The sequence below is a fragment of the Marinobacter sp. DSM 26671 genome, assembly GCF_900112835.1.
In the GTDB taxonomy this organism is placed as follows: Bacteria; Pseudomonadota; Gammaproteobacteria; order Pseudomonadales; family Oleiphilaceae; genus Marinobacter; species Marinobacter flavimaris.
Genome location: NZ_FONF01000003.1, coordinates 153,618 through 175,280 on the forward strand (window position 1 = coordinate 153,618; position 21,663 = coordinate 175,280).

Annotated in this window: 19 protein-coding genes; 11 read left to right on the top strand and 8 right to left on the bottom strand. The window is 58.5% G+C overall.

Annotated elements, in window-relative coordinates; all coding sequences use genetic code 11:
* Window positions 1–194 precede the first annotated feature (194 nt).
* Window positions 195–983, top strand: a complete 789-nt coding sequence (locus BM035_RS04635) for a secretin N-terminal domain-containing protein (protein ID WP_092030474.1) — start codon at window positions 195–197, stop codon at window positions 981–983.
* A gap of 2 nt (window positions 984–985) precedes the next feature.
* Here BM035_RS04635 and BM035_RS04640 read toward each other — a convergent pair whose 3' ends face one another.
* On the bottom strand, window positions 986–1,492 hold the full coding sequence (locus BM035_RS04640) for a hypothetical protein (protein ID WP_008173338.1): 507 nt from the start codon (window positions 1,490–1,492) through the stop codon (window positions 986–988).
* Between the two features lie 226 nt (window positions 1,493–1,718).
* Here BM035_RS04640 and BM035_RS04645 point away from each other — a divergent pair, with 226 nt between their 5' ends.
* Window positions 1,719–2,819, top strand: coding sequence for an efflux RND transporter periplasmic adaptor subunit (locus BM035_RS04645; RefSeq protein ID WP_008173339.1), 1,101 nt, complete (start codon window positions 1,719–1,721; stop codon window positions 2,817–2,819).
* Window positions 2,819–5,908: an efflux RND transporter permease subunit gene (locus tag BM035_RS04650; protein WP_014578464.1), complete on the top strand. Its 3,090-nt coding sequence runs from the start codon at window positions 2,819–2,821 to the stop codon at window positions 5,906–5,908. Before BM035_RS04645 ends, BM035_RS04650 begins: the two co-directional genes overlap by 1 nt.
* Window positions 5,909–5,972: 64 nt before the next feature.
* Here the strand turns inward: BM035_RS04650 and BM035_RS04655 are convergent, their stop codons facing one another.
* Entirely contained in the window at window positions 5,973–6,938 is a 966-nt protein-coding gene (locus tag BM035_RS04655; protein WP_092030476.1) for a helix-turn-helix domain-containing protein, read from the bottom strand.
* Window positions 6,939–7,027: 89 nt separating this feature from the next.
* The gene (locus BM035_RS04660) at window positions 7,028–8,716 is read right to left on the bottom strand and encodes a putative bifunctional diguanylate cyclase/phosphodiesterase (protein WP_092030478.1); all 1,689 of its coding nucleotides are present in this window, start codon (window positions 8,714–8,716) and stop codon (window positions 7,028–7,030) included.
* Between the two features lie 237 nt (window positions 8,717–8,953).
* On the opposite strand from BM035_RS04660, the gene BM035_RS04665 reads away from it, so the two are divergent.
* The 5 genes from BM035_RS04665 to BM035_RS04685 all read left to right on the top strand — a co-directional run bounded on the left by BM035_RS04665 (window position 8,954) and on the right by BM035_RS04685 (window position 14,591).
* Entirely contained in the window at window positions 8,954–10,585 is a 1,632-nt protein-coding gene (locus BM035_RS04665; protein WP_092030480.1) for a methyl-accepting chemotaxis protein, read from the top strand.
* Window positions 10,586–10,635: 50 nt separating this feature from the next.
* Window positions 10,636–10,950 (top strand): DUF3301 domain-containing protein, encoded by a 315-nt coding sequence (locus BM035_RS04670; protein WP_008173344.1) that lies wholly within the window; start codon window positions 10,636–10,638, stop codon window positions 10,948–10,950.
* Between the two features lie 129 nt (window positions 10,951–11,079).
* Entirely contained in the window at window positions 11,080–12,006 is a 927-nt protein-coding gene (locus BM035_RS04675) for an esterase/lipase family protein (protein WP_008173346.1), read from the top strand.
* A 7-nt stretch (window positions 12,007–12,013) separates the two neighbouring features.
* On the top strand, window positions 12,014–13,117 hold the full coding sequence (locus BM035_RS04680; RefSeq protein ID WP_092030613.1) for a lipase secretion chaperone: 1,104 nt from the start codon (window positions 12,014–12,016) through the stop codon (window positions 13,115–13,117).
* Window positions 13,118–13,196: 79 nt separating this feature from the next.
* Window positions 13,197–14,591, top strand: coding sequence for a sensor histidine kinase (locus tag BM035_RS04685; protein ID WP_092030482.1), 1,395 nt, complete (start codon window positions 13,197–13,199; stop codon window positions 14,589–14,591).
* Here BM035_RS04685 and BM035_RS04690 read toward each other — a convergent pair.
* Window positions 14,524–15,183 carry a response regulator transcription factor gene (locus BM035_RS04690; protein ID WP_092030483.1) on the bottom strand — a complete coding sequence of 220 codons (660 nt, stop codon included), beginning with the start codon at window positions 15,181–15,183 and terminating at the stop codon, window positions 14,524–14,526. The two genes, BM035_RS04685 and BM035_RS04690, sit on opposite strands and share 68 nt — an antisense overlap.
* Window positions 15,184–15,412: 229 nt before the next feature.
* Between BM035_RS04690 and BM035_RS04695 the strand changes: the two genes are divergently transcribed.
* The 3 genes from BM035_RS04695 to BM035_RS04705 all read left to right on the top strand — a co-directional run bounded on the left by BM035_RS04695 (window position 15,413) and on the right by BM035_RS04705 (window position 19,001).
* Complete coding sequence (locus BM035_RS04695) at window positions 15,413–16,711, top strand: substrate-binding domain-containing protein (protein WP_254775365.1); 1,299 nt, start codon at window positions 15,413–15,415, stop codon at window positions 16,709–16,711.
* A 113-nt stretch (window positions 16,712–16,824) separates the two neighbouring features.
* A complete protein-coding gene (locus tag BM035_RS04700) occupies window positions 16,825–18,120 on the top strand; it encodes a pyridoxal phosphate-dependent aminotransferase (RefSeq protein ID WP_008173357.1) in 1,296 nt (431 codons plus the stop codon).
* Window positions 18,121–18,176: 56 nt separating this feature from the next.
* Window positions 18,177–19,001 carry an inositol monophosphatase family protein gene (locus tag BM035_RS04705; protein WP_008173359.1) on the top strand — a complete coding sequence of 275 codons (825 nt, stop codon included), beginning with the start codon at window positions 18,177–18,179 and terminating at the stop codon, window positions 18,999–19,001.
* Window positions 19,002–19,502: 501 nt separating this feature from the next.
* On the opposite strand, the gene slmA is transcribed toward BM035_RS04705, so the two are convergent.
* The 4 genes from slmA to BM035_RS04725 all read right to left on the bottom strand — a co-directional run bounded on the left by slmA (window position 19,503) and on the right by BM035_RS04725 (window position 21,649).
* Complete coding sequence (gene slmA, locus BM035_RS04710) at window positions 19,503–20,090, bottom strand: nucleoid occlusion factor SlmA (RefSeq protein WP_008173360.1); 588 nt, start codon at window positions 20,088–20,090, stop codon at window positions 19,503–19,505.
* A 90-nt stretch (window positions 20,091–20,180) separates the two neighbouring features.
* Window positions 20,181–20,990: a thiazole synthase gene (locus BM035_RS04715; RefSeq protein ID WP_092030486.1), complete on the bottom strand. Its 810-nt coding sequence runs from the start codon at window positions 20,988–20,990 to the stop codon at window positions 20,181–20,183.
* 72 nt (window positions 20,991–21,062) lie between these two features.
* Window positions 21,063–21,263, bottom strand: a complete 201-nt coding sequence (gene thiS / locus BM035_RS04720) for a sulfur carrier protein ThiS (protein ID WP_064229836.1) — start codon at window positions 21,261–21,263, stop codon at window positions 21,063–21,065.
* A 26-nt stretch (window positions 21,264–21,289) separates the two neighbouring features.
* The gene (locus BM035_RS04725; RefSeq protein WP_092030488.1) at window positions 21,290–21,649 is read right to left on the bottom strand and encodes a DUF423 domain-containing protein; all 360 of its coding nucleotides are present in this window, start codon (window positions 21,647–21,649) and stop codon (window positions 21,290–21,292) included.
* Window positions 21,650–21,663 lie beyond the last annotated feature (14 nt).

Below are 21,663 nucleotides of genomic sequence, written 5' to 3' on the forward strand. Positions count from 1 at the left end.
AAGCCATAACCAAACCACCAGAAAAACACAGCAGCGACTGCAGCCGCCGGCTTGGCGCCGAAAGCTTGCAAAACATTCAATTGACAGGTCGCGTGTGTCGTCTTCATGCTTTTCAATATATACCCACGGTTTTCACCTTGGCAACCCGCATGCCGGAGTTTTTTCACCACCGACATCAGGGTTGGGAGCAATCAATGGTCTATTTTGTCCGACGATATCCTCTGCAGCTGGCCCTGGCGTTCTTGCTCGGGCTGATCTCCAGTCAGGTTCTGGCCCAGGCCGAGTCCCGCACCTACCAGCTCAACAACAGGCCGGGTGACGATGTGGCGGTGCAGATCCGCGAGCTCTATCAGGGCTCGCCGGTAACCGTGACTGCAAGGGGGCAACAACTGGTGGTGCGCGGCGAACCGCCCTTGCTGGAGGAAATCGGACGGCTTGTCGAAACGCTGGATGTAGCGCCAGTCCAGGTTCGGATCACCGTTCGCTCCAGAACCGACAGCGGCGGCAAGCGCTCAGGTGCAGGCATCTCCGCGTCCAACGGTCAGGCAGGAATATCCGCAGAGCGTCGCGTTACCAGTACCGGCAGCGCTCAGGAACGATCAGTGATCATGCAGGATGGCCAGTCGGCGCACATCACCTCGGGCCAGGTCCGGACAATCCCCGTCGCTGTTCGTGGTGGCCGAAATCCTGCTGCCTTTCTACAGCAGGTCGAAACGCGCAGTGGCTTTCTGGTCAGCCCCCAGGTTATTTCTGATCAGGCGGTCGAACTGAGCATTGTTTCCTTCGAGGAAGAACCGGCAAACCTGGACGGCTACGAAACGGAGGCGGTGGTCACCATCCGGCGTGTGGAGCCGGGACAGTGGGTAACACTGGGAAGCACCGCAACCCGATCAACCCAGGAGCGCAGTGGCATTACCTATCAGGTGAACAGCAGTCGGTCCGAGAACCGGAGTTTTGAAGTGCGGGTCGACGTTTTGCCCTGATATCAGGCGTGGCGCTTGCCCAGCAGGACCTGCTTGGCTTCGTTCAGTTTGGCCGCCAGGTAGTCGTTCCCGCCGCGATCCGGGTGCAGTTTCTGCATGAGCCGGCGGTGGGCCATCACGATGTCCTCCTCGGCACAACCGGCTTTCACGCCGAGGATATCGCAGGCTTCGCGCTCTGACATCTGGCCGACCAGATCAGCGCCCGGACCAGCGTGATCGTTCCCCTGCGCATGCCCGTCTTCCCGCTGTTTCGACCCCATGAACCGGTTGATTTCAGGGGCAAACTTCAACAAGGCGGGGAGTTTGCGCAACAGCGGAATAACGGCCGCCACCGCCGCTGTAAGCACATGGATCCGGCCCGTTAGCACCATAAACACCAGCAGTGCGCCGCCCACGACCAGGATAACTTTCCAGGTGGCCGCCTTCTTCTTTTCGGCGGACAACGCACCCCATTGTTTCAGAATCACAAACACGGCGGCTGCCAACGCGATTCCCAGAATCCACTGCATTGTTGATCCTCACCCTGAATACCGTCGTAATTCTGTCACTGTCGCCTGTTACATTACCAGTGCCCTGCGCGGAAAACCCCCCGCCAAGAAAACGACCATGATATCTGTCAAATCTGACCAATCCGAAGTCTAGATAGAAATACTTACAACCCGGTGACATTAGCGACCCTGTTTTGTAGGATGCTATGCTTCCCAAAATCTGACACAGATCCTCAGGACCCGAATCATGCGCACTGCTTCCCGCTTTCTGATCGTCATTATATTTCTCGGCGTAGTGCTCGGAGGCATCTTCGGCTACAAATTCTACCAGTTTGGCCAGATGCAAGAGCAGATGTCCCAGCCCCAACCGCCCGCGCAGATTTCCGCCGTTGAGGCTCAGAACGAAGCCTGGACACCGGCCATCAAGGCCGTGGGCAGTGTTGAAGCCATTAACGGCATCCGGGTGGCCAATGAGGTACCCGGTGTGATTGAGGCCATCAATTTCGAATCCGGCGACGTGGTCAAACAGGGCGATGTATTGATCCGCATTGACGCCGCCATTGATGAGGCTGCCCTTCGCACTCGCCGTGCCGAGGCGCAACTGGCCGAGCAGGAATTCAAACGGGTATCCGACCTGTTACCCAAGCGCGCAGTGTCGCAGTCCCAATACGATGAAGCCAAGGCCAATTTCGACGCCGCCCGCGCGCGGGTCAATGAAGCCGAGGCCCAGTTGAGCAAGAAAATTATCCGCGCGCCCTTCGATGGCACGCTCGGTATCCGGATGGTCGACCAGGGCGAATACATTGCCACCGGCACCCCAATTGTCGAGATCAACATGCTGGATCCGATTTATGTCGACTATACCCTGTCCGAGAAAAACCTGCCGAACGTAGCAACAGGCTATCCGGTGGTCGCCACCGTCGCAGCTGTTCCGGAGCAGGATTTCGAGGGTTCCGTCAGCGCAATCAACACCTCGGTTAACCCGGAGACCCGGACTGTCCGGGTTCGCGCCACGCTGTCTAACCCGGACAACCTCTTACGCCCTGGCATGTTTGCCACCGTATTGACGCAGCAACCGGAAGACAACGAGGTAGTCACGGTGCCGCGCACCGCCATCTCCTACAACACTTACGGCGACTTTGTGTTTGTCGTTGAAGAGAATGACGACGGGAATCTGGTGGTTAATCGTCGCACGGTAACCACCGGCGAAACCCGCAACACCCGCGTAGCCGTTCTGTCCGGGCTGGAAGCTGGTGAAACCGTTGTAGAGAAGGGGTTGCTGCGCCTGCGCGCAGGTCAGAAAGTTGCCATTCAGGACGAAGAGCAGAAGCAGGGGGCGTCTGAGTAATGCGCTTCACCGACATTTTTATCCACCGTCCCGTACTGGCGACGGTGGTCAGCCTGCTGATTCTGCTTCTGGGCGCCCGCGCGGCCATGGAAATGGAAATCCGGCAGTACCCTGAGCTTGAAAGCACCACGGTGACCGTGACAACGGCCTACCCCGGTGCCAGCTCCGACCTGATCAAAGGCTTTATTACCACGCCGCTGCAGCAGGCCATTGCCGAGGCGAGTGGCATTGACTATCTCACATCCACAAGCTCGCAGGGCACTTCCACCATTGAAGCCAAAATGGTGCTGAACTATGACGCCAACGCAGCCCTTGCTGAAATCCAGGCGAAGGTGGCGAGCCAGCGCAACGTTCTGCCGGCGGAGGCCCAGGACCCGGTCATCACCTCCACCACCGGTGACTCAACCGCCCTGATGTATATCGCCTTCTACAGTAACGAGCTGGCGGTGCCCGAGATCACCGACTACCTGACCCGCGTTGTCCAGCCCCGACTGCAGGCGCTTTCCGGTGTCGGCAAGGCCGAACTGCTGGGGCGTAAATTTGCCCTTCGGGTTTGGCTGGATCCGGAGCGCCTGGCGGCCGTCGACATGACACCGCAGGAGGTAGTCGCAAAGCTCCGCGCCAACAACTACCAGGCTGCCGTAGGTAACACCAAGGGCACCTACACCGAAATCAGCATGACCAGCGACACCGACGTCGCTGATCCGGATGCGTTCCGCAACCTGGTCGTCAAACAGTCCGAAGGCACCCAGATCCGACTGCAGGACATCGCCCGAGTCGAACTGGGCTCGGAGACCTACGATCAACTGGCTCTTTACAAGGGACAGCCTGCCACTTACGTGGCGATTGAACTGGCCCCCGGAGCCAACCCGCTGACCGTCGCCGGCCTGGTGAAGGGCGAGCTGCCGGACATCGAAAGCCAACTACCTTCGGGCCTGGATGTTCGCCTGGCTTACGACGCCTCAGACTTTATCGAAGATTCCATCAACGAGGTTATCCAGACACTGCTGGAAGCCATGATCATCGTTCTGGTGGTGGTGTTCCTCTGCCTCGGCTCGGTTCGGGCTTCGATTGTTCCGTCGGTTGCGGTGCCGCTGTCACTGATTGGCGGCGCCTTCATCATGTTGATGTTCGGTTTCTCGCTGAACCTGCTTACCCTGCTGTCGATGGTTCTCGCCATCGGTCTCGTTGTGGATGACGCCATTATCATGGTAGAGAACGTTCACCGGCACATTGAGCAGGGAGAATCCCGTTTTGACGCCGCAATCAATGGTGCGCGGGAAATGGCGGTTCCCATCATTGCCATGACCACCACCCTGGTGGCGGTGTACGCCCCGATCGGCTTCATGGGCGGGCTTGTTGGCTCCCTGTTTACGGAGTTCGCCTTCACGCTGGCCGGTACCGTGGTTATTTCCGGCATTGTTGCCCTGACGCTTTCTCCGATGCTGTCGGGCAAGGTTCTCAAACCCCACGGCAACCCGGGTAAATTCGAAAACCTGGTAGAGAAAACGTTCAACGGCCTCGCCGCCACCTACAAGTCGGCCCTGAGCTCACTGATGCAAACCAAGTCGGTCGTGGTTTTCTTCGCCGTCGTGGTGCTGGGCTCAATCTATTTCATGGTCTCCATGAGCCAGAACGAGCTGGCTCCCACCGAGGACCAGGGCATTCTGTTCTATCAGGGCCTTGGCCCACAGACGTCGACACTGGATTACCTGCTGGAGCACGGCGATGAAATCCAGGAGCGTATGTCGACGGTTCCGGGCTACAACGAAGACTTCATGATCATCGGGATCACCGGCCCGAATGCCGTATTCGGTGGTTTCAAGATGGCGCCCTGGAGCGAGCGGGAAATCAGCCAGTTTGAGGCCCAGCCCAAACTTGATGCCGAGCTCAAAAACGTCACCGGGCTGCAAACCGCAGTCTTCCCGCGCCCCTCACTGCCGGGCTCCGGCGGCGGTTTGCCGTTCCAGTTCGTAATCACCACCGGTAACAACTATGAACAGCTGGACCAGGTGGCTGACGAACTGCTTGGCAAAGCCATGGGCAGCGGTAACTTCATGTTCCTGCAGAAGTCCATCAACTTTGATCGTCCGATCACGCGTATCAACGTTGATCGGGACCGGGTGGCGGACCTTGGCCTGTCCATGCAGGACGTCGGCCAGAGCCTGTCGAGCATGCTCGGAGGCGGCTACATCAACCGTTTCAGCATGGAGGGCCGTTCCTATCAGGTTATTCCGCAGGTGGATCAGCAGTTCCGGCTGGACGCCCAGGCACTCAATGAGTACTACATTCGGGCAGACAACGGCGAACTGGTGCCGCTGGGCAGCGTCGTCAGCTTCACCCAGGACGTTGAACCGTCCAACCGGACCCAGTTCAACCAGCAGAACTCGCTGACCCTTCAGGGTGTGGTTATGCCCGGGGTGGCCGCTGGCACTGCCATGGATTTCATGGAGCAGACCGCCGCCGAAGTGTTCCCGCAGGGTTACACCTACGACTACACCGGCCAGACACGACAGTTGGCCACCCAGGGCAGCGCATTGATGGTGACCTTCTTCCTGTCGCTGCTGGTCATCTACCTGGTTCTGGCAGCCCAGTTCGAAAGCTGGCGGGACCCGTTCATCATCCTGGTTTCGGTGCCCATGTCGGTAGCCGGGGCAATGGCGTTCATCGTGCTCGGGTTTGCCACCATGAACATCTATACCCAGGTGGGTCTGATCACGCTGATCGGGGTGGTGTCCAAGAACGGTATCCTGATTGTCGAGTTCGCCAACCAGTTGCAGAAGGAGCGTGGGCTTAACAAAGTGGACGCGGTCATCGAGGCTGCCGCCATTCGTCTGCGGCCAATCATCATGACATCACTGGCGCTGATCTTTGCCATGGTGCCTCTGCTGATTGCCATCGGTCCAGGTGCAGAAAGCCGCTTTGCCATCGGCCTGACCATCAGCGCGGGTCTTGGTATCGGCACCCTGTTCACTATCTTTGTCTTACCGGCGTTCTATATCCTGTTGGGCCGTGATCATCATGGCTCAGCCTCCGAGGAATACGGTAACGGCTCCGGACCTGAGGAAAAGTCAGCTCCGGCCCACTGATAGGAAGCAAGGTATCAGGCCCGGCCACGACAACGTGCGCCGGGCCTTTTTTTGCATGAGACAATCACGTCTCTACAAGTTCCTCCGCGGACGCAACGCTGTGTCGCAGCAGGTTACGTCGCCATTGGACGGTTTCGCTGGGCAGCTCCCCAAAATGCTCCCGGTACATGGCGGCAAATCGGCCAAGGTGGGAAAATCCTTCATCCGCAGCGTACCAGGAGATGTGTGGCACCTCACACTGACAGTCAACCAACCGTTCCCGAACCCGGGTCAATCGAGCCCTCTGATAGAACCGATAAGGCGTAATACCCGTTTCCCGCTTCATCAGGTAGTAGAGATTCCGCTCGCTGACCCCGGCGTAACTTGCCAGTTCCTTGAGGTCGAACTCCCAGGCAGGATCCTGCATGATTTTTTCGACGACGCGTTGCAAACGGCGGTCAAGGGTGCGTTCGGAACACACAGCTGCCTTCCCGGGTGTCCAGGGCGTTTTCATAGTCTCGAAAAGACGATTGGTCAGTCGTTTGGCCTGAACATCATCGCGGACAAAGTGCAAACGGTCCAGGTAACAGTTGATCATGACCTCCAAAACGGATAGCCAAGCCTTGGACGGTAGAAGAAGCGAATCATCAAGAGCACCATTGTTTGGTTTCAAAATGATGACTTCAGTCTTGGGCGCCAAGCGGAGTTCAAACCTATCCTCGGGACGGGCAAGGAACAGCTGATATAGGCTGCCCCAATCTCCACCTTGAGTGGCGATTTCGGGCATGCCACACCCCGGAAATAGGAGTACCGGATCCGAGGTTCTGCAGCCCGAAACGTCCATGCCCTTCCCGGCTCTCAGCGAGATCACATGCCCAAGCTCACTCTCAAGCACCGATATGGCACCTAGCCGTCCGCTGCCCGAGTGGAGCCGACAAAGTATGTCATCGCAGCCAGACAGCTCGCGCAAAGCGGCGAGCCATTCATCCAATGAGGCATTGTTCAGTCTCAGGTATGCGTCCAGAGCCGACTTTCGAGCTATAGGTCCCATAAATTCCCGCGTGGAAAGCCTGGGGTACTTCTATCGGAGGCCGCGCCGTTTCACTAGCCACATTTTGCAAGACCTTAATTATTACAAGGTTATTTACTGTTATCTTGATATTGATCAATCAAATCATTGTTCCATGTGCCCCAGGGGGCCGGTCGGGCCAGCAGGTACCCCTGGCCCCGGTGACATCTCAACTCGCGCAGTTTGTTTTGCTGCTCACTGCTCTCTATGCCTTCCGCAACCACCTCCAGATCCAAAGCATCTGCAATCGCCAAAATGGCAGAGACGATACGCGAATCTCGCGATTCCCCACCCAGTCTTTGAGTAAACTGACGATCAATTTTCAGCACCTGAACCGGCAGCGTATGCAGATAGGCCAGAGAGGAATAACCGGTCCCAAAGTCATCAATGGCGACAACTACCCCATGGGCACCGAATTCACGCAGCTTATCGAGGCATTGATGGGAAAGATTCATCAAATGGGTTTCGGTAATCTCGATTTCGGGACGCCATCCCACTGCTCGAATTCTCTCGAACAGTGGATTCAAGAGGGCTTCAAGACGGGAGTCCGTGATCTGCCGGGCCGAAATATTGAGAGCGAGCCTCAGACCACGGAGAAATGAGGCAGGGAATTCGGAGAGATCCGACTCAATGCAACGGACCAAATGCTCTGTGAGCTCATGGATATGGCCTCGTTGTTCGGCGATCGGCACAAAATCAGCGGGTGACACAACGCCAAATTCAGGGTGAGTCCAGCGCAAAAGTGCCTCCAGCCCGGCCATCTTGCCGGTATCGAGGTGGTACTGTGGCTGGTAAACAACCGTGAACTCCTCCGGTGCCGTTTTCAGTGAAACAATTAACGCCTCGGATAGCAGCTCGGCCTGCCGACCCTGTTCGGTGTCGATCGCATCGTAAATCCGGAAACAGGCCCGCCCCGCAAGCTTTGCTGCGTACATGGCCCGATCCGCGTTCTGCAGAAGCTCGGATGCCTGACTGCCATGGTCCGGATAAACGGCGGCGCCAACAGATGACGACAAAAAGTACTCGCGATGATCGACAATTACTGGCGCCCTGAAGCTCTGAACCATCCGCTGACACACGCTCTCGAGGTCATCATCATTTCGCAGCTCGATAATAGCGGCAAATTCGTCACCCGACAGGCGGGCCACGACGTCCCCGCGGCGAAGCACACTCTGGATACATAGAGCTGCCTGCTGCAAAACCCGGTCACCACAATCATGTCCATGCAAATCGTTTACGGACTTGAAGAAATCCAGGTCGATATAGAGCACCGCAAACGCCTGACCGTCCTGTGCCCTCTGTGAGACACGTGCCTTCAGAAACTCCTGAAACAGCGCGCGATTGGGCAGCTCGGTCAACGGGTCGTAATAGGCTAGCGAGGCGAGGCGCTCATCGTCAGCCGTCATATCACCGACATCCATGAAAACACCGGCGTAAAACCGATGGTTTTCGTGCTCCACCGGATAGATCGTCAACCACTGTGGATAGGTCTCGCCGTTCTTGCGACGATTCCAGACCAGTCCCTCCCAGCGCCCCTTATGACCAATGGCCCTCCACATGGATTGATAGAACTCGCGGGAGTGAAATCCCGAGCTGAGCACCGAAGGGGGTTGGCCAAGCACCTCGTCCGTCCGGTAGCCGGTGACTGAACGGAATTTCTCGTTCACGTAAAGAATCCTTGGCTCCCTGGTTGCCAGCATGATGGCTTTTGGGTGGTTGTCGACGAGAGCCCTGAAATCTTGTTGTTGTAATGCCTGCATGCACTGCTCACTCCTTTTTAGCAGCCCTGAATCATGTCCGATCAGTTCCACCCAAAAGCATAAGCAGTATCTGTCGCCAACCTAGCCACATATTGCAAAAGACGAGAAACTACCAGGGGAAACCGCAAATAGATGAACATATTTTCATTTATTGCAATAACCGGATATTCAGGACAAAAGAACGGGTTGATAGTAGGCCAACAACGAGAAAAACACTGACCCGTGCAAGGAAACGCCATGCGAGTCAACGAACCGGTCACTCAGAAAGAACAGGTTTACCCGGACCACTACCACCTGATCACCACCACCGACCTTCGCGGCAAGATCACCGCAGCAAACGAAGAGTTTGCCGAAGTCGCTGGCTATACGATTGACGAACTGGTCGGCCAGCCCCACAACCTGATACGGCATCCGGACATGCCGCCGGGGGCATTCGAAAATCTCTGGCAAACCATTAAATCCGGCGAATCCTGGCGGGGAATGGTGAAGAACCGCTGCAAGAACGGCGATCATTACTGGGTGGACGCTTTTGTTACGCCAATTCGCAAAGACGGCGAGATTGTTGAGTTCCAGTCTGTTCGCACACGCCCCCGACCAGATCAGGTTGCCCGGGCGGAGAAACTCTATTCGGCCTGGAAACAAGGCAAAGTCCCCCGCAGATACCTTGCAGTCAGTCCGCCCCTGGCATTGAAACTGGGCTGCCTGTATGGACTGCTGGCGGTTGCCCTGCTCTGGTTCGGACTTTCAGAGCTCGCCCTGTCCCATCTAGTGACATTGCAAGGGCTGCTGCTGGCAGTATTCGCGGTACTGGTCTGGCTTACCCTTCCTGTGATGCGCAGCGCCAGATCGGCTTGTACCGAAACCCACCCGGCCATGCCCTGGATCTATACCGGACGCAGGGATGAAGGTGCCTGGATCGAATTTGATCGCCAGAAAAGGGATGCCGTTCTTCGGGCCGTTTCCGCCCGCATGCACGCCAATGCGGGCAAGCTCCACGGCCGGAAACAGCGGACCGTCGAGTGGGTCGCCAACTCTGTGGCCAGCATCCGGAGCCAGCAGGGCGATATCCAGGACATAACCCGTGCTTTTGAGGAGCTGGCGGAAAGCGTGCGACGGGTCAGCGAACTGACCGCACGGACCCACGACGCAACGGACGACGCGCGCCAGTCAGCCAACCAGTGTCGCGGACAGATGACATCCATGAATCAGTCGCTGTCCGAGCTCGGCGGGCAGCTCTCTGTGGCCAATGACCGCATGCAGGCGCTGTCCGAAAAAAGCGATGCCATTGGCATGGTTCTGGATGTGATCTCCGACATCGCCGAGCAGACCAATCTGCTGGCTCTCAATGCCGCCATCGAAGCGGCGCGAGCCGGCGAATCAGGTCGCGGCTTCGCCGTGGTTGCCGATGAGGTTCGGGGGCTGGCCCAGCGAACCCACGAATCCACCCGCAAGATCGATGAGATGATTGCTGCCCTGCAAAGCGAAACCCGTGAGGTGGTCGAGGTGATCAACAACGGCACCCACTGCTGTCAGCAAACGGCAGGCATCGCCAATGAGGCCAGCGAGACGCTGGAAGCGACCCTCAGAGATGTGGATCTCATTACTTCCTGCACCCATGAGGTAGCCGGCGCTACCGAACAACAGGCGGCCTTGAGCGTTCAGGTGGAACGTCAGGCAGCACGACTCCTGGAACTCGGTAACCGCTCTGTCGAGAGCAGCGAAAACGCCCGGGAAGAGTCGGAACACCTCGGCAATAACGTGGATCAGGCCCAGTTGCTGACCAGCCATTTCCTGCAGATGCTGTGTGACCGACTGTTGCCGGCGCCGGAATCCGGGAAGCGTCAGCGATTCCCCGAGCCGACGCAATAGGGTAGGCTGGCGATCATCCCTTTGAGCAACCGTGGAAGATCGCTGAGACCGTGACTCTTGGAACCCTGTTCTGGCTATTCGTGGCCGGATTCGCTGTCTGGTACTGGTGGCGCGCCAAAGCCATCAAGGATTTCGTGCTCCAGGCAGCGCGTCGCTATTGCAAAAGCATGGACGTGATGCTGCTGGATGATGCGGTATTCCTCCGTGGTCTATGGTTCAAACGCGACGATCAGGGGCGGATCCGAGTCTGGCGCCGCTTCCTGTTCGATTTCACATCCACCGGTGAGGAGCGCTACACCGGCCGTATCATCATGCTGGGCCAGCGCATCCAGCATATGGAGCTGGAACCCCACCGGTTTTCCTGAATACGCAGCCTTCCTGTCCTCACCCATTTGGGCGATTCCTGATCGCTCCTGACATACCAATAATCGACAACGCATCGACGACCGTCGGCTGCCTGATGCAGCCGTCAACAAAAACAACAGGAGTCACACATGCGTATTCGATTTACCACAGCAGTTGTGCTGGGGCTGGCCTTGCTGTCCGCCTCATTTTCAAGCCACGCCGGCTACACCCAGACCCGCCACCCGATTGTCCTGGTTCACGGCGTCACCGGGTTCAACACCATCGGCGGCCTGGTGAACTACTTCCATACCATTCCCTGGAATCTTGAGCGCAGTGGCGCACAGGTCTATTCCGCCAGCGTGTCCTTCGTCAACAGCAGTGAGCAGCGGGGCCAGCAACTGGCGAACTACGTCAACAGCCTCGGCCATTCCAAAGTCAACCTGATGGCCCACAGCCAGGGCGCGCCTACCTCCCGGGTGACTGCAGCCCTGATTCCTCACCGTATTGCCTCAATCACCTCCATCGACGGCGTTAACAAGGGCTCCAAAGTGGCCGATGTGGTCCGGGGAATCCTTCCGCCGGGTAGCTATGTCGAAGGCGGCGCCAACGCCATCGCCAACGCCCTGGGCGATCTGATCAATGCCTTGTCCGGAGCAGACAACCCTCAGAACGGGCTGGCGGCGCTGGAGACCCTCACCACACCTGGTACAACCAGCCTGAACGATGCCCTTGGCTGGAAAGGCGTGAACCGGAATAGCTGCGCCGGAACCAGCGAGGATGTCTGGATAGACGGCAATCGCATCAAGTTCTTTTCCTGGACCGGCCGGGGCGTGTGGACCAATGCGTTCGACATTACCGACCCGTTCCTGGGTATCACTTCACTGGCCTTTGGCAGCGAGCCCAACGACGGGCTGGTAGGCGTCTGCTCAACCATGATGGGCCGGGTGATCGGCACCCACTACGACATGAACCACGTGGACGCCATCAACCACCTTCTCGGAGCCCGTTCTCTGTGGACCAACCCTGTCACCCTTTACCGCACCCAGGCCAACCGGCTTAAAAACCGCGGTCTGTGAGGTGACCATGAAGCGGACATCCATCGAAGCGCGTCGGTGGCTGTTCCCGGGTGCACTGGCGGCCGTCCTGGTCGCCGGTGCTCTCTGGTATGGCCTTGCCGGAACAGCCCAGACAAACGCCGAAATTTCGGCTTCAATGCCACCATCATCCGCGGCCCCGGCGAAGTCGCCAACGCCAGCATCCGAGCACAGCGCCAAAGCGGTCCCGGAAGAGCCTTCTTCGGGACAGGAGCAATCCCGAACTCCTGATTCCCTCGGGCCGACCCCGTTTGCGGCGTCGCTATCAGGGACACAAATTGACGGCGCCCTGACAGCCGATAACAACGGCGAGCTGGTTATCAATCTCCGGGTGCGTGACTTTTTCGATTACTTCCTCAGCACGGTCGGCGAGGTGACTCCGGAAACAGCTATTCAACAGATCGAAACCATGGCCAGGAACCACTTGCCTGAGCCCGCTTCCACCCAGGCGCTGGCGCTCCTCGATGAGTATCTCGCCTATAAACAGGCGTCACTGCAGGTCCTGCAAACCCGACTCGACCCAGCCCGAACAGAGGATCCGGGCTATCAGCTGACGGCGCTGGGCGATGCCCTGGCACAGCTGAAACAACTGCGCGCCAGCACCTTCAGCCCTGATGCCCACCGGGCTTTCTTCGGGCTTGAGGAGGCTTACAGCGAATACACACTGGCGACACTCGCCATTCAGCAGCGCACAGACCTGAGCGAACAGGGCAAACAGGCACTCGTACAGTGGCACCGCAATCAGTTGCCCGAGGAATTGAGGACAACCGAAAAACACCTTCACGCGAGCAGCCGACAACAACAGGCCCGGACAGCCGCCATTGAATCTGCCTCGTCTGCGGAAGCCGCCGGCAGGCAACTGGAAGAGCTTGGCGTGGGTCCGGACGGTGTCGAGAGCGTCGTAAAGTATCTCAAGCAGCGTAAGCGCTTCGACCAGCGCTTCGATGCGTTCCGGGAAGCGATGGAACGGGAGGAATCCTCGGGTCTGGCCGAGGCCGACATCCAGGAACAGCAAGAAGCTCTGCTGGAACAGCATTTCCCTGATGAGCAGGACAGAACCTGGGCACGGCTGAAGATGCTCGGTAACGGCTGACCGGAATGTGCTCGGGTTCGCGAAGCCAGTCGGCCGGGGCGGATACAATCCAGAAACCTGCCCGACACTGGAAACGGCCATGACAACCGAGCAGATCAGACAACAACAGGCCGCCGGATTTCGGAACCTGCGCTTTGCGCCCGATCTGGAGGAGGCTTACCGGCGAACCCGGTCCGGACTGATCCGACAGCGAGCCCGGCCCGTTTCAGTGGCCGGCCTGCTCCTTTTTTTGATCTACGCGGTTATGGATGCACTGACCCTGCCGCCAGAACTGGCTCAGGTCACGGTCTCCATCCGGCTCGCCGTCACCTGCCCGGTGATTGCCTCAGTTGTCTGGCTCGCCTACCGCGCGTCTCCCTCGGACAGGCTCTTCGAGCGCATCTATACCCTGGCCTACCTGGTAGGTGGCCTGAGCGTGGTCGCAATCATAGCCGCCGCGCGACAGGTTGCCTTTCCGCTGCCCTACGAGGGCATGATCCTGATGCTCATGTTCGGATACTTTGCCATGGGGCTGCCGTTCTTCAGCGCGTCCATGGTCTCGCTTGTTCTGATCGTAGGCTATCTTCTGACCGAACTCTGGAGCGGTATGTCCGGCTCCGACATCGCGACTAACCTGTTTTTCCTGACCACGGCCAACCTTATCGGCATGGTTGGCGCGTGGACCAGTGAATACCGCCACCGAGCGCACTTTCTGGACCGTAAGCTGCTGGATCACATGCATCAGGCGGCCCGCGACGAGAGCCGGCGAAAAACGGAACTGATCACCGCAGCCAGCCATGACCTGCGCCAGCCTCTGAACGTGATCGACATAACGCTGGAAAGCCTGTCACCAAGCAAACACGGCCCCGCAGCGCACCCGGCCACCCAACAGTTGAGGGACATGATTCGTCATCTCCGGCGCCTGCTGGGCACCGTATTCGACAGCGCAAGGCTCAACGAGGGCATGGTGCAAGCCGTTATCCGACCAACCACACTGGCACCGGTATTCCGGGATCTCAACGATTTGCTGGCGGACTCGCTTGGCAATAACAAGATAGAGGTTCGGATTGACCACCCGGGTAGTGATCTTCAGGTTATGGCGGATCCATCACTGTTGTCGCGGATCCTCCAGAACCTGATATTCAATGCGGTGCAACACAGCGGCGGTACTGAAGTTACCCTGTCAGCAAAAGCCATGGGCTCACATGTGTTGCTGGAAGTCGCGGATAACGGCATCGGCCTGCCATCCGGGCTGGTGGATAACCTGTTCTCACCCTACGTGAGAGGCGCAGGCCCCAGTGAGTATCCGGGTCTCGGACTTGGCCTGACCATTGTTCAGGAATTTGTTGCGCTGATGCGGGGAGAGTGCGGCGCCGAGTCGAAGTCTGGCGGGGGGTCTGTGTTCTGGGTCCGGCTTCCCGCGGCCGTCACAACCACCCACGAGCCCGCGCCAGATTCACGCATTCTGTCCGGTTGTGAACACCAAGCTGGGTAAAAATCGCCTTGAGATGGGTTTTCACCGTGTGCTCCGTCAAATTCAGGCTCTGGCAAATCCGTTTATTGGGAAAGCCCTGGGCCAACAACAGGAGCACGTCCATTTGCCTCGGGGTCAACGACAGCCCCGGTGCCACAGGATCGTTACCGCCAGGGAAATACCCCTCACCGCGGCTTACAGAGCGGACCATGCTCACCAGCGCCGACCGCCCGGCAGATTTCGCCAGAAAGCCACTGGCACCGGCTGCCTGCGCAGCTCTTACCGTGGCTTCGTCTTCACTGCTGGAAATGATCACCACCGGAGGTGGCTCCCTATGGCTTGCCAGCCTGGGTAACAAAGCCAACCCTGTTTCGCCCTGCAAAGCGATATCGAGCAGGATCAGCTGAAAATCGTCCTGACGGACCAACAAACCCGAGGCGCCCTCAACGGTGCTGGCGATCACAACGGATTCGGCCAAGCCCTCCTGACGGATCAGGCCCGCCAACCCCTGGGAAAAAAGGGCATGGTCATCGACCAGCAACACCTTCTTCATGGGAACTGGTCGTGCGCCCGCAGCAGGGGCCTGCCCGGCTTTCGATGTTATGGCATCCATGGATGTGCCTCTGCCCGCTGTGTTTATTTTTGTTACGGCGGATGCGTCACTATAGGCCAGCCGAACGCTGCGCTCCGCGCACTGCTTAACATTTTTTTACAGGGACCTGCGGCCTTGCGTCCCAATGTGTAGGCAGTGAAACACAAATGTCATATTTCTGAAGCATCCTTCCAGCTTCTCAACCAACTGTCTGGTAAGGGTTTTTCGAAAGATGCCGCGATTCACACGGATGACTGCAACACTCCCGGGACTGCTACTGCCCGCTCTTATGGCCTTTCAGGCCCAGGCCTATGACCTGGAAATTCACGGTTCCAATACCGTCGGCGCTACCCTGGCGCCAATTCTGGTTACCGGCTATCTGGAAGAGCATGGCGGCGGACAGGTTGCAGCCAGGGGTACCGGCGTGGAAAACGAAAAAATCCTGCGAGCGCCTGTGAACAATCGGGCGGCCGAGGTGCTGGTTGCAGCGCACGGATCAAGCACCGGCTTCAAGGCGATGGCCGCAGGCAAGGCCGACATCTGGGCCTCTTCCCGCCCGGTAAAACCGCAGGAAGCAGAGCAATTTCGCGCCCGGGCGGACCTCACTGCGCCCGAGAGCGAGCACGTTATTGCCATTGATGGCCTGGCCATTCTGGTGCACCCGTCCAACCCCGTAAGCAAAATGAGCATCGAAACCCTGGGCCGCGTATTCTCCGGGCAGATCCGGAACTGGTCTGAGCTGGGCGGCCCGGACCGCCCGATTCATCTCTACGCCAGAGATGACCGTTCCGGAACCTGGGACACCTTCAAATCCCTGGTTCTTGGAAAACAGTTCGAACTGGACAGCAACGCCAGGCGCTACGAATCCAACGACCAGCTGTCGGATGACGTAAGCAAGGATCCCTCGGGTATTGGTTTCTCGGGCCTCGCCTCAGTGCGTAACAGCAAACTCCTGGCGATCTCGGAAGGCAATGCCCCGGCGCTTCACCCCAACCAGCTCACCGTTGCCAGCGAGGATTATCCGCTATCACGACGCCTGTTCATGTACACGCCCGGGAGTGACGTCCCGCCACTTTCCGCAGGTCTGATTGGCTTTGCCCTCGGCCAGCAAGGCCAGGCACTGGTTGCAGAATCCGGATTCATCTCCCAGAACCCCATCGCGGTCAAGCCGGAATTCGACGAATCGACGCCCGAGAGTTTTCGCCGCCTGACCGGCAACTACCATCGCCTGACGGTCAATTTCCGTTTCTCCGAAGGCCGGACCAAGCTCGACAACAAGGCCCGCCGGGACCTGCAGCGAGTTCAGCAGTATCTGAACCAGAACGGCCGATCCGCTGACGACCTGTTACTCATCGGGTTCGCCGACACCCAGAGCCATGAATTACGTGCCCAGATGATTTCCGAGCTCCGGGCCCTGTCGGTCCGCAAGGCCCTGCAGGAAGTGAACGTGCCGGATGTTGCCTACACGGGTTATGGCCAGTACATGCCGGTGGGCGGCAGCGGCAGCCCGCGCAATGGTCGGGTGGAAGTCTGGATCAAATCCCGATAGCCGAGACCAAAGTCTGAGGAAAAACTGCGGCAATCACCTATCCGCCACGACATCACAGATATGTTTGGGTTTCCTATACTGACGGGGTCATTTCCAACCAACAGACAGGGACAATGGACATCCAAAACGACCACCGTTACGCGATCAACCTGAACGTCCGGGGTATTCAGCCCTCGGCCACCCTTCGAATCAATGAGCTGAGCAATCACCTCAAATCCGAGGGCAAGGACATTATCAAACTCGGGCTGGGGCAGTCCCCTTTCCCGGTTCCCGATCGCGTGGTGGAGGCGCTCAAGGAGCACGCCCACGAAAAGGACTATTTGCCGGTAAAAGGGCTCAAAGGCTTACGCGAGGCAATCGCCGGCTATATTCGCCGGAGTGAGCGCATGCACTGCACCTGGGAAGACGTGCTGATTGGCCCGGGCTCCAAGGAACTGCTGTTCATGCTGCAGCTGGCCTACTATGGTGATCTGCTGATCCCGCGTCCGAGCTGGGTCTCCTATGCCCCGCAAGCCCGGATCATCGGCCGCTCGGTTCACTGGCTGCCAACCCATGCCGAGAACAACTGGCAGCTTACCGCCGAAGAGCTGGATATCATCTGTCGGGATGATCCCTCGCGGCCCCGGATTTTGATCCTGAACTACCCGTCCAACCCCACCGGCTGCACCTACACCGACGACCAGCTACTGGCCATTGCCAATGTGGCCCGAAAATACCGGCTGATCCTGCTCTCCGATGAGATCTACGGTGAGGTGCATTTCGAGGGCAGGCACAAATCCATTGCCCGGTATTACCCGGAAGGCACCATCATCAGTACCGGCCTCAGTAAATGGGCCGGTGCCGGCGGCTGGCGCCTTGGCACATTCATTTTCCCCCGGGAACTGAGGCCCCTGCAGGACGCCATGGCCATCATCGCCAGTGAAACCTACACCGCGACGAGCGCGCCGATCCAACACGCGGCCATTGCAGCGTTCAATGGCGGTGACGACATCGACGAATACCTTAAACAGTCCCGTCGGGTGCTGAAGGTTGTTGGCGAGTACATGCACCGTCGACTGAGCGACATGGGCGCGGTAGTCCAGAAACCGGAAGGCGCGTTCTACCTGTTCCCGGACTTCTCCGGCTTCCGCGAACAACTGGCCAGTAAAGACATCAAGACCAGCCAGGCCCTCTGCCAGGCCCTGCTGGAAAACACCGGCGTGGCCATCCTGCCGGCCAGCGATTTTGGCTTCGTGCCGGATCATCTGGCGGCGCGCCTGGCCTTCGTCGACTTCGACGGCGCCGAATCGTTAGAGCTCGCCGGCGGCGACTATGCCGAACAGGAATTGGGCGACGACTTCGTGAAACAGGCTTGCCCGCGGCTGGTCACCGCCATGGACAAGATGGAGCAGTGGCTGAACAGCCTCTGATCCCGCCGTGTTAGACTGGCGCCCTCATTCTCTAACGGGATATCAACGGGGGCGCCATGTCTGATTCAGTTTCTCTGCTCGAGATTACCGACTTTGCCGAAAACCTGGCCCGCGAGGCCGGCGAACTGATTCGCCGCGAGCGGGACAACAACGCCCTGCGCACCGATTACAAACATCAGACCGAGCTGGTAACCCACGCCGACGTGATGGCGGACGAATTCATCACAGGCGCCATCCGCAAACGCTTCCCCGGCCACCGGATTCTCTCGGAAGAGACCATGCCCGACCTTAGCCAGGCCGAAGAGCTGGATACACCCCTCTGGATCGTCGACCCCATCGATGGCACCGTGAACTATGCCTATGGCCATCCCCAGGTAGCCGTCTCCATTGCCTATGCCGAAAAAGGTCGGGTTCAGGCCGGTGTGGTGCATGCGCCCTTCCCCGGCGAAACCTTCCGGGCGACCCGCTCAGAGGGCGCCACGCTGAACAACCATCCGATCCGCCACAGCGGCGCCACCGTGCCCCGGGATGCCCTGTTTGCAACCGGCTTCCCCTACACCAAGGACGCCCTGGAACCGCTGGTCAAACGCCTGGATGCAATGATTCACCAATGCCGCGACCTGCGGCGCATCGGTTCCGCGGCACTGGATATCTGCTGGGTGGCCTGTGGCCGACTGGATATCTACTATGAAAACGTCAGCCCATGGGACTTCGCCGCCGCCCGCCTGATCGCCCTGGAAGCAGGCGCCACCGCTGGCCATTTCAGTGAAGTGCCCGACGGTTATCCTGCCGACCTCTGGGGCCGCGATATCCTGATTTCGGCACCGGCTCTTTGGGAGCCTGTTCGGTCTATCCTGCGGTCTGCCTCTGGGTACGACTGATTGTGCTTGTGATTGCCTTCGGGGGTTGTCACTAGCCTGTTAACTTCGGGGCGGGCACAGGATGGGAACCTGCTCCCCGGAACCGCTACTAGCACATCCATGTGCGCTTGGCGCCGGCCATCCTTGGCCGTCGACATTCCGGGGAGCAGGTTCCCATCCCGTGCCGACGTCGCTACGGTGATATCGCGAATTCATCTTGGGAAATTTGGTAGGTCGGATTAGACGAAGTCGTAATCCGACACAGTGAAGGTATTCCCAAAGTGTTTTGTTGGATTACCGCTTCGCCTAATCCAACCTACAGGCTTCGTGATTCTATTATTGGAGAGATATCGGAAAGACCGGAAAGGCGGGGGCAGGAAGGGCTTTCCCGAAATGTCGGCGGCCATGGATGGCCGACGCCAAGCGCACATGGATGTGCTCGTAGCGGTTTCGGGAAAGCCCTTCCTGCCTTCGCCTCACCACCGGATCTATCAGGCTACCAAAAGGAGGCCAACTCCAAGCTCAGCCCCAAACACCTTCTGCAACCAACCCCCAACTCTCGTCGAAGTCAGTAGAAGGCAACCGCGAGAACGAGGAGCGGATAAACCGCTGGATCCGCCCTTCAACAAAAACCAGTACAAAGTCCGCGCCGCGAGCAGACGTCGTCCGGGGCCGCAGGCCCTGGCGGATTTCGCCTTCTTTGAGGGTTTGCCGTACCTGGGTTTCCAGGCGCTCGAAGAACTGGGAGGCACGCTTGCGCAGGGTGTCGTTCTCGCCCATCAAAGCATCACCGGTCAGCACACAACACAGCCCCGGATTGCGTTCAGCAAAGACCAGCACCAGGTGCACCAATTGCTGGAGACGAACCCGCACGTCCTCCTGCTCCTGCAGGATCACCTGACAGCGAGAGAACACGGCCTCTTCAGCGAACTCGATAAGCGCCTCGAACATTTTCCGCTTGCTGGGAAAATGGCGATACAAAGCCGCCTCGGTAACGCCCACGGATTTGGCGAGGCCGGCGGTGGTGATTCGGGCACCCGGATCGGTCTCCAGGAGTTCCACAAGAGCATGAAGAATCGCCTCGCGGCGACTGGGTTTCTGATCAGTCATGGCAGGACAGCAGCGCTCTGATTTATCGTTGTCGGGGCCGGTCGTTCAATGCCAGCCCTCGGTTATCGTTAGTCAGGATTGTGCCCGAGATCAGAAGAAGGTGCCATCAATGGGCGAGGATGCACTGGCATAGAGTTTCTTGGGCATCCGGCCTGCCAGGTAGGCTTCACGGCCCGCTTCGATGGCAAGGCGCATGGCATTGGCCATCTTGATGGGATCTCTGGCCTGGGCAATGGCGGTGTTCATCAATACGCCATCACAGCCCAGTTCCATGGCGATGGTGGCATCCGACGCTGTGCCGACGCCCGCATCCACAAGCACCGGCACCCTGGCGTTCTCGACAATCAGGCGGATGTTGTACCGGTTCTGGATCCCCAGGCCGGAACCTATTGGCGCACCGAGGGGCATGATGGCCACACAGCCCATCTCTTCCAGACGCTTGGCCAGCAATGGATCGTCGGAGCAGTAGACCATGACCTTGAAGCCATCCTTGATCAGCTCCTCGGCCGCCACCAGCGTCTCGGTCATGTTCGGATAAAGGGTTTTCTCCTCACCGAGGACTTCCAGCTTCACCAGATCATGGCCATCCAGGAGCTCCCGGGCCAGCTTGCAGGTGCGTACGGCGTCTTTGGCGGTATAGCAGCCGGCCGTGTTGGGCAGAATGGTATAACTGCTCGGGGAAACCACATCCAGCAGGTTCGGCTCATCCGGATTCTGGCCGAGATTGGTACGACGAACCGCAACGGTGACGATCTCCGCACCGCTGGACTCAATGGCATGTCCGGTTTCCATCATGTCACGATATTTGCCAGTACCGACGAGCAAACGGGACTGGTAAACCCGTCCGGCAATTTCGAGGGGTCTGTCTTCTGGAAGCTGGAGTTCGGATGTCTCTGTCATAGTGTTCCTGAATCGTTTGAATACGGGAGGATGGAAACCGACGTGATCGGTGGGTTAGGCGGAGCGGGCTGTTCAGCCGCCGCCAATAGCGTGAACGACTTCTACACGGTCGCCATCGCTCAGGGTAAATTCCGGGTGCCGGCTGCGTGGCACGATATCCTCGTTCACCTCAACCGCCAGCCGCTTGCCCGCGAGAGCCATCTTCTCAATCAGCGTGGCAATGGTTGCACCATTTGGCAGCTCCATTGCATCGCCATTTACCTGAACCTGCATCGTGACTCCTGACCCTCTGTATTCATCTACTTGTTCCGGCGGAGACCGGAGGTTATTAACAGCGCCCAGCCCACCATGAAACACACCCCGCCGATGGGCGTGATCGGGCCGATCCAGCGGATGTCTGTCAGCACCAGCAGGTAAAGACTGCCACTGAATAACAGGATGCCGGCCAGAAAGAATCCCGCCGACCAACCCAGCAATTTCCTGGGCAGGCCCTGTCCGGCCAGCAATGCCAGCAGAACCAGCGCAATGGAATGATACATTTGATATGTGACGGCGGTCTGGAAAACTTCAAGGCCCCGCTCACTGACCAGATTGCGCAGCCCGTGTGCACCGAAAGCGCCGGCCATCACTGCCACCAGGGCCAGAAAAGCACCTGCCAACAGCGGTAACCGAA